The sequence below is a fragment of the Corynebacterium marquesiae genome (genome assembly GCF_030229635.1).
In the GTDB taxonomy this organism is placed as follows: Bacteria; Actinomycetota; Actinomycetes; order Mycobacteriales; family Mycobacteriaceae; genus Corynebacterium; species Corynebacterium marquesiae.
In genome coordinates this window covers 40,231-48,361 of the sequence record NZ_JASPII010000017.1, presented here as the reverse complement: position 1 = coordinate 48,361, position 8,131 = coordinate 40,231, and the positions used below count along the sequence as shown (strand labels likewise).

Sequence of the window (8,131 nt, the reverse complement as noted above, 5' to 3'; positions counted from 1 at the left end):
AGCCTATACTTTCAACAATCACACTGGACAGTGACTATAAATCACCGATCCCAGACACACTTTCTGACCCTTAACCCCGACCATGCGTTGGCGATTGGCGGGGGACAGCTTGCGCTGGTTGAGGTGATCGTGCACCCACAGGCCGGTACTAAGAAGCATGACCAGCAGATCATCCTCGTCCGTTTCGGGGGCGGAAGGATCGACCATCCAGCGCGCATCCACCTCGGCCCACTGGGCGGAAAAATCCGGGTGGGTCTGGGAATGTACGCACATCAAAAGCTTGATGAGCGGATCATTTTTGCCCATGGACAATACGAGCGCTCGGGAGCGCTCGGCCCAGCCGAGCTCGCTGGCTGGGCGGCCGCCGGCCAGGCGCTCGAGTTCTGCTTCCCAGCGTGCGGCGCAAAATTCATGGCAGTCTACGAGCAGATCGTGGCGGGTAGGGAAGTGATAAATGAGTCCGGACTTGGACATGCCGGTCGCCTGCGCCAGGGAGTCGTAAGTAAGGCCAGAGACGTCCTCGGCGGCGATGATGTCGAGCGCAGCTTCAAGGGCTGCGGTCTTTTTGTTGAGTCGCGGCATAGGGATCTCCTGATTTCGGGTTATCGCGGAAACACCAGGCGGTTATCGCGGCTAGGAGCAAGGCGAAGCAAGCTAGGCCGCCGATGGTGGAAAGATAACCGGCATTGTAGGCGCTCGCGGCGGCCGCGTGGGAAGCGGGGTGATGCAGCGCGTCGGTACCCAATTCCACGAGGTGAGGGGGAAGTTCGCGGGCCATGAGCAGCGGCACGAGGGTGCCAGTCAGTGCAATGGAGATCAGGGTGCCGAATTCATAGGAGACCGCTTCTACACCCGAGGCCATGCCGGCGCGATGAAGCGGAGCGGCATTGATGATGGCGGTGGAGGACACGGACATGGCCAGGCCCGCGCCTAGGCCGGTGAGCACGAGGGCGGAGACGAGCAGGGGAAGCGTCTCACCCCGGCTCACCACCACCAGGGCCATGCCGACGGCCATGAGCAAGAATCCGCCGCTAATGAGTGGGAGGAACCCCACGCGATGCAAGGTGGCACCACCCAGAATGGAGGTAGGGATGGCAGATAGAGCCATGGCGGAGATGATGAGGCCGGCGTGGAGGGGCGAGAGGTCGTCGATAAGCTGGAGCTTTTGGGTACTCAGCAGCTCCAGGCCGGCGAGGCCGAACATGGCGCCGCCGGCCGTTAGGGCCCCGCCGCTGAAGATGCGGGAGCCAAAGATGTCGAAGGTCAGCAGGGGATCTGACAAGCGAGCCTGGCGGCGGCCAAAGGCGAGCGCGCCGCAGATGAAGACGATGCCTGCGGCGGCGCTCACCGGCCAGTTGTGTGCCAGGGATTTAATGGACAGCACTAGGCTGGCGAGAGTGATAAGGGAATACAGGGACGAGGGGAAGTCCCAGTGTTTTAGGGGGTTCGGAGCGTTTGGCGGGGCAAGGAACAAGGTCAGCACAATGGTCACGACAACAATCGGGACATTGAGCAAAAAGACCGAGCCCCACCAGAAGTGCTCCAAAAAGAAGCCGCCCACGGTAGGGCCGGCCGCCGCGCCGATGACGGCGACAGAACCCCAGATGCCAATGGCCGTGTTGCGCTCCACCTCATCGGGAAAAGTCAGGCGGAGAAGCGCGAGGCTCGACGGCATCATGATGGCGGCGCCGCAGCCTAAGAAGGCGCGGCCTAAAACCAGCGTCCAAGCGCTGGGGGAATAGGCGGCGAGCAGGGAAGCGCCGCCGAAGACGGCCAAGCCGATGAGAAACATTCGCCGGTGGCCGGTGCGATCGCCCAACGTGCCGGCACCAAGAAGGAGGCCGGAGAGCACCAACGCGTAGGCGTTGATAATCCAGAGTTGCTGGGTATCGGTGGTGTGCAATTGCTGTGATAGCTGCGGCAATGCGGTGTAGAGGATGGAATTATCCAGCCCAACCATGAGTAACCCCAGAGAGATGACGGCGCAGAAAGACCATCCCTGGGCGGCCGTGGAGGCCGCAGCGGCGTGGTCTTGTGCGCGGGGCGGGTGGATACTCATAGCGCAGTAAACAGTACCGAACGGTCGTTACAGTTTGCAGCCGAAGATAGGTTAGTATTACCTTCCTCACAGCTGGGCGCAGTATGTGAGTGTATAAGAGAACAGTGGACTTTCCTGCGGTCTAGGTAGCACAGTGGTATTAACACCAATGAAGAGTTAAGGATGATTTTTAATGGCACGTAACTACGCAGAACAGCTAGTTGACACCCTGGAAAAGCAGGGTGTCGAGCGCATTTATGGCCTCGTCGGTGACTCCCTGAACCCGATCGTGGATGCCGTTCGTCGCTCCTCCATCGAGTGGATTCACGTCCGCAACGAGGAAGCAGCAGCCTTCGCTGCCGAGGCAGATTCCCTGACCACCGGCAAGCTGGCTGTGTGTGCCGCATCCTGCGGCCCAGGCAATACCCACCTGATCCAGGGCCTGTACGATGCCCACCGCAACGGCGCCAAGGTGCTGGCACTGGCTTCCCACATCCCATCTCGCCAGATCGGCTCCAAGTTCTTCCAGGAGACCCACCCAGAGGCAATCTTCCAGGAGTGCTCTGGCTACTGCGAGATGGTCAACTCCGCTGAGCAGGGCGGCGTTGTCTTGCACCACGCCATCCAGTCCAGCATGGCCGGCAATGGCGTTTCCGTCCTGGTTATCCCGGGTGACGTTTCCATGCAGGACGCTGTGGATGACTCCTTCGTCGAGTCCAAGATCTCTGCTGGCCGCCCGGTCGTCTTCCCGGATCCGGCCGAGGCCGCTGCCCTGACCCAGGCCATCAACGAGGCTAAGTCCGTCACCCTCTTCGTTGGCGCCGGCGTCAAGGACGCCCGCGAGCAGGTGCTCAAGCTGGCGGAGAAGATCAAGGCTCCCATCGGCCACGCTCTGGGTGGCAAGATGTACATCCAGTACGAGAACCCGTTTGACGTAGGCATGAACGGCCTGCTGGGCTACGGTGCGGCACATGAGGCCACCCACGAGGCTGACCTGCTTATCCTGCTGGGTACCGACTTCCCGTACAACGACTTCCTGCCGGATGCCAACGTGGCACAGGTGGACATCAACGGCTCCCACATCGGCCGCCGCACCAAGATTTCTTACCCGGTCACCGGTGACGTAGCCGCCACCATCGAGAACATCTTGCCGCACGTGGATGAGAAGAAGGATCGCTCCTTCCTGGACAAGATGCTCAAGAAGCACTACGGCAAGCTGGAGCACGTCGTTGAGGCTTATACCTCCAACGTGGACAAGCACACCCCGATCCACCCGGAGTATGTTGCTGACCTCATTGACAAGAACGCCGATGAGGATGCCATCTTCACCGTCGATACCGGCATGTGCAACGTGTGGGGCGCTCGCTACATCACCGCCAACGGCAAGCGCGAGCAGATCGGCTCCTTCCGCCACGGCACCATGGCCAACGCCCTGCCACAGGCACTGGGTGCACAGGCCGCTAACCCGGGCCGCCAGGTCATCACCTTCTCCGGTGACGGCGGACTGTCCATGCTGATGGGTGAGCTGCTCACCGTGAAGCTGCACAACCTGCCTATCAAGATGTTCGTGTTCAACAACTCTTCCCTGGGCATGGTCAAGCTGGAGATGCTGGTGCAGGGTCTGCCGGAGCACGAGACCGACCACGAGTCCGTCAACTTTGCCAAGATCGCAGAGGCTTCCGGCATCAAGCACTTCCGCATCGAGGATCCGAAGGACGCACCGGAGCAGATCAAGAAGGCTCTGGCTTATAACGGCCCGGCTCTTATCGACGTCGTTACTGACCCCAACGCCCTCTCCCTGCCACCGACGCTGACCATCGAGCAGCTCATGGGCTTCTCCAAGGCTGCCACCCGCACTGTTCTGGACGGTGGCGTTGGCCAGATGATCACCATGGCAAAGTCCAACCTGCGCAATATCCCGCGCCCGCAGGACTTCTAAATAGCGCGCTGCGCTGGCTGCCACGCCCTTCCTCACCTGGGGAGGGGCGTGGTTTTCTTTTGTCTCGACCAGGGCGCTAATCCACGTTCACAGGATTCAGGCAGAAACTCTTCAGTAGGCTGGGAAGCAAGCGTGCCATGATGACGTGTTAGAAAATCGCAACCTTTAAGGGAGTCTGAGGAGAACATGGAAGACACTAAACTCGCCAAGGTGCTTGTCGTCGATGACGAACCCAATATTGTGGAGCTGCTTACCGTATCGCTGAAGTTCCAGAACTTCGAGGTTTACAGCGCCAATTCCGGTAACGAGGCGCTGCGCATTGCCCGCGAAGTAAACCCAGATGCCTACATCCTGGACGTCATGATGCCGGGTATGGATGGCTTCGAGCTGCTGGGCAAGCTGCGTCAAGAAGGCCTGGACGGCCCGGTGCTCTACCTCACCGCTAAGGACGGTGTGGACCAGCGCATCCACGGACTGACCATCGGCGCGGATGATTACGTGACCAAGCCATTTAGCCTGGAAGAAGTTATCACCCGCCTGCGCGTCATCATGCGCCGCGGTGGAGCGGCGGAAGAATCCACCAACGATGCCACCATGAGCTACGCGGATCTAACGCTCAATGATGACACCCATGAGGTCACCAAGGCCGGTGAGCTCATCGAGCTTTCTCCCACCGAGTTCAACCTCCTGCGCTACCTGATGCAAAACAAGGAAGTGGTGCTGTCTAAGTCCAAGATTTTGGACAACGTGTGGCACTACGATTTCGGCGGCGATGGCAACGTGGTCGAGTCCTATATCTCTTACCTGCGCCGCAAGATCGATACCGGCGAGACGCAGCTGATCCACACCGTGCGCGGCGTGGGTTATGTACTGCGCACCCCGCGCTCCTAAAGTGCTTAAGTAATGGAAGATTCACAGGAGACCCAGGGCCAGGCACCTGCGCCCGCGACGGCGACGGCGCGCCCGCAGTCCATGTGGCATGAAGGCCTGGGCCAAGGCGAAGGGGAGAAAGAGTCCTCCAAGCGGCGGATGTTTTCCCAGATTCCGCAGGCAATGCCGCTGCGTACGTGGTTGGTCATCCTCCTCGTTGTGGTCTCCGGGCTCGGCATTACGGGCTCGTCCTTTGCGGTGAATTCCATCATGCGCAACGTGCTCTTCAATAACGTCGATGATGAGCTGCGCTCCGCGTCGACCACATGGGCGCGCGATATCAGCAATGACTTTTTCATCGGCGATCACACCAAGCGCCCGCCTACCGAATACGTGGTGCTGAACTACCTGCCCGATGGCACCATCCGCTACTCGGGACCATCGTCGACTACCCCGAATGCGGAGAATATCCCGCTCGGCGGCTATCCCACCACCGTGGGTTCCATCGAGAACAACACCAAGTGGCGCGCGCTCGCCTTCGCGGATTCCAATGGCGTCATCACGGTCATTGCCAAGGATATGACCCACGAGAACGAAATCCTGCACGGCCTAGCCATGGTCCAAGTGACCATTGCCGCCATCGCCCTGGCCGCCATTGCGGCCGTGGGTTTCTGGTTTATCCGCAGGGCGTTGCGGCCGCTGCGGGTGGTGGAAAAGACGGCGTCGGAAATCGCGGCAGGTGACCTAGACAAGCGCGTTCCCAAGTGGCCGTTGCACACCGAAGTGGGCCAGTTGGCCGCCGCACTCAATATCATGCTGGGGCAGCTGCAGCGCTCCGTTGTGCGCGCGCAGGAGAAAGAGGAACAGATGCGTCGCTTCGTCGGCGATGCCTCGCATGAGCTGCGCACGCCGCTGACCAGCCTGCGCGGCTATACCGAGCTCTATCGCTCGGGCGCCACCAAGGACGTGGATCTGGTCTTTTCTAAGATCGACGATGAGTCCAAGCGCATGTCCCTGCTGGTGGAGGACCTGTTGGCCCTTACCCGCGCCGAGGGTACGCGCTTAGACATGCACCCCGTAGACCTGCTGGAGCTGGCCTTGTCCGTGGGCTCTTCCGCGCGTGCGGCCTTCCCCGGCCGTGAGATTAAGGTGGCCAATGATGCCAAGTCCATCCCGGTGGTCAATGGCGATGCCAGCCGCCTGCATCAGGTGCTGCTCAACCTGGTGACCAACGGCATCCGCCACGGCGGCGAGGATGCCACGGTGACGCTGCGCCTGCGCCGCGAGGCCAATGATGTGCTGGTCGATGTTATTGACGATGGCAAGGGCATGTCCCAAGACGACGCGGCGCATATCTTTGAGCGCTTTTACCGCGCCGATACCTCGCGCACCCGCGATACCGGCGGCTCCGGCCTGGGCTTGGCCATCGTCCACTCCCTAGTGGAGCAGCACGATGGCAGCATTAGCGTCGACTCCCAGCTCGGCCGCGGCACCACCTTTACGGTGCGCCTGCCCGCGCTTGCCGACGCCCCCTCTGAGCCCTAGTCCTCCCGAACGCCGTCCTCGTTGCAGCCGAGGTGCTGACGGATGCGGGCGGCCGCCTCATCCATCGCGGCATCGTCTGTGTTATCGGCGTCGAAGGCCTTGGCAAAGTCATACTCTTCCATTTTCTCGGTGGGGAAGAGGTGAATATGGGTGTGCGGGACATCGAATCCGGCGATGATGTAGCCGGTGCGCGGGGTATCAAACGCGGTCTTGATAGCGCCGCCGATTTCCAGGGCGACCTCGTTGAGGTGGGCCCAGGTCTGTGGATCCAGGTCGGTCCACTTATCTACTTCCTCGATGGGCACGACCAGGGTGTGGCCGTAGCGCAGCGGCTCGATGGAGAGGAAAGCCACGCAGGTCTCATCGCGGTAGACAAAGCGAGCGGGTAGTTCACCATTAATGATCTTTGTAAATACAGAAGCCATGTGTGCCAGGCTACCCGCTGGTTATGATGGTGGGCATGCGCATTCTCGTAATTGGTTCGGGCGGCCGTGAACACGCCCTTGTCAAGGGGCTGTCTGCCGACCCTAAGAGCACCGAAATCCACGCCGCGCCGGGCAGCGCGGCCATGTCCGCCCTCGCTACCGTCCACCCGGACTACTCCCAGGTAGATAACGCTGATCGCATGGTGGAGCTCGCCCAGAGCATCGCCGCGGACCTCGTTGTCATCGGCCCTGAGGTTCCGCTCGTCGCTGGCGTGGCCGATGCCCTGCACGCCGCCGGCATCGCGGTCTTCGGTCCCAACAAGGAAGCAGCCCAGATCGAGGGATCCAAGGCTTTTGCCAAGGACGTCATGGAGTCTGCTGGCGTCAAGACCGCTCGCGCAGAACAGCTGCGCCCTGGTGCAGGCGAGGACGACATTGAGGCCGCGCTCGATCGCTTCGGCCCGCAGTTCGTGGTCAAAGACGACGGCCTGGCCGGCGGCAAGGGCGTGGTGGTCACCCCGGACCGCGCCGCCGCCCGCGCCCACGTCGACGCCGTCCTCGCGGCCGGCAACCCGGTGCTGCTGGAATCCTTCCTCGACGGCCCCGAAGTCTCGCTCTTTTGCTTAGTCGATGGTGAGACCGTCGTCCCGCTGCTGCCGGCTCAGGATCACAAGCGCGCCTATGACAACGACGAGGGCCCCAATACCGGCGGCATGGGCGCCTACACCCCGCTGCCGTGGCTGCCGGAGGACGGCGTGCAGCGTATCGTGGACGAGGTCTGCACCCCTGTGGCCAAGGAGATGGCGCGCCGCGGCACCCCTTATTCCGGTCTGCTTTACGCCGGCCTGGCCTGGGGCGAAGAAGGCCCGGCCGTAGTCGAGTTCAACTGCCGTTTCGGCGATCCGGAGACTCAGGCAGTGCTCTCCCTGCTCAAGTCCCCGCTGGCTGAGGCCCTCCACGCCACGGCCACCGGCGCCCTCTCCGAGCTCCCGCCGCTGGAGTGGGAGGATGGCTTCGCCGTCATCATCGTCATGGCGGCCGAGGGCTACCCGGCTTCCCCGCGCAAGGGCGATGCCATCTCTGGCGCTGCCTTGGACGATCCGCAGCGTGTCCTCCATGCCGGCACCGTGCATACCGATGGCGCCTACCGCACCGCGGGCGGCCGCGTGCTCAGCGTGCTGGGTAAGGGTGCCACGCTTGCCGACGCCCGCGCAAACGCCTACGCCACCGTCGACGGCATCGAGTTTGCGGGTGGCTTTGTGCGCCGGGACATCGGCAAGCGAGCAGAAGACGGTGAGATTTCTCTCTAACCTT

The 8,131-nt window shown here is 61.8% G+C and carries 7 protein-coding genes; 4 read left to right on the top strand and 3 right to left on the bottom strand.

The window, feature by feature from the left end:
• Nucleotides 1-18: 18 nt before the first annotated feature.
• Together QP971_RS10205 and QP971_RS10200 are read right to left on the bottom strand one after the other, a co-directional pair.
• Nucleotides 19-582: a TetR/AcrR family transcriptional regulator gene (locus QP971_RS10205; RefSeq protein WP_284811642.1), complete on the bottom strand. Its 564-nt coding sequence runs from the start codon at nt 580-582 to the stop codon at nt 19-21.
• Nucleotides 548-2,059, bottom strand: a complete 1,512-nt coding sequence (locus tag QP971_RS10200) for an MFS transporter (RefSeq protein ID WP_284811644.1) — start codon at nt 2,057-2,059, stop codon at nt 548-550. Before QP971_RS10200 ends, QP971_RS10205 begins: the two co-directional genes overlap by 35 nt.
• A gap of 172 nt (nt 2,060-2,231) precedes the next feature.
• Between QP971_RS10200 and QP971_RS10195 the strand changes: the two genes are divergently transcribed.
• The 3 genes from QP971_RS10195 (at nt 2,232) to QP971_RS10185 (ending at nt 6,392) form a co-directional block, all read left to right on the top strand.
• The gene (locus tag QP971_RS10195) at nt 2,232-3,977 is read left to right on the top strand and encodes a pyruvate dehydrogenase (protein ID WP_239273313.1); all 1,746 of its coding nucleotides are present in this window, start codon (nt 2,232-2,234) and stop codon (nt 3,975-3,977) included.
• A gap of 186 nt (nt 3,978-4,163) precedes the next feature.
• Nucleotides 4,164-4,868: a response regulator transcription factor gene (locus QP971_RS10190; RefSeq protein WP_005325775.1), complete on the top strand. Its 705-nt coding sequence runs from the start codon at nt 4,164-4,166 to the stop codon at nt 4,866-4,868.
• A gap of 12 nt (nt 4,869-4,880) precedes the next feature.
• The gene (locus tag QP971_RS10185) at nt 4,881-6,392 is read left to right on the top strand and encodes a sensor histidine kinase (protein ID WP_284811646.1); all 1,512 of its coding nucleotides are present in this window, start codon (nt 4,881-4,883) and stop codon (nt 6,390-6,392) included.
• Here QP971_RS10185 and QP971_RS10180 read toward each other — a convergent pair.
• Nucleotides 6,389-6,817 (bottom strand): HIT family protein, encoded by a 429-nt coding sequence (locus QP971_RS10180; protein ID WP_005330004.1) that lies wholly within the window; start codon nt 6,815-6,817, stop codon nt 6,389-6,391. The two genes, QP971_RS10185 and QP971_RS10180, sit on opposite strands and share 4 nt — an antisense overlap.
• 35 nt (nt 6,818-6,852) lie before the next feature.
• Here QP971_RS10180 and purD point away from each other — a divergent pair, with 35 nt between their 5' ends.
• Entirely contained in the window at nt 6,853-8,127 is a 1,275-nt protein-coding gene (purD, locus tag QP971_RS10175) for a phosphoribosylamine--glycine ligase (RefSeq protein WP_284811648.1), read from the top strand.
• Nucleotides 8,128-8,131: the final 4 nt, after the last annotated feature.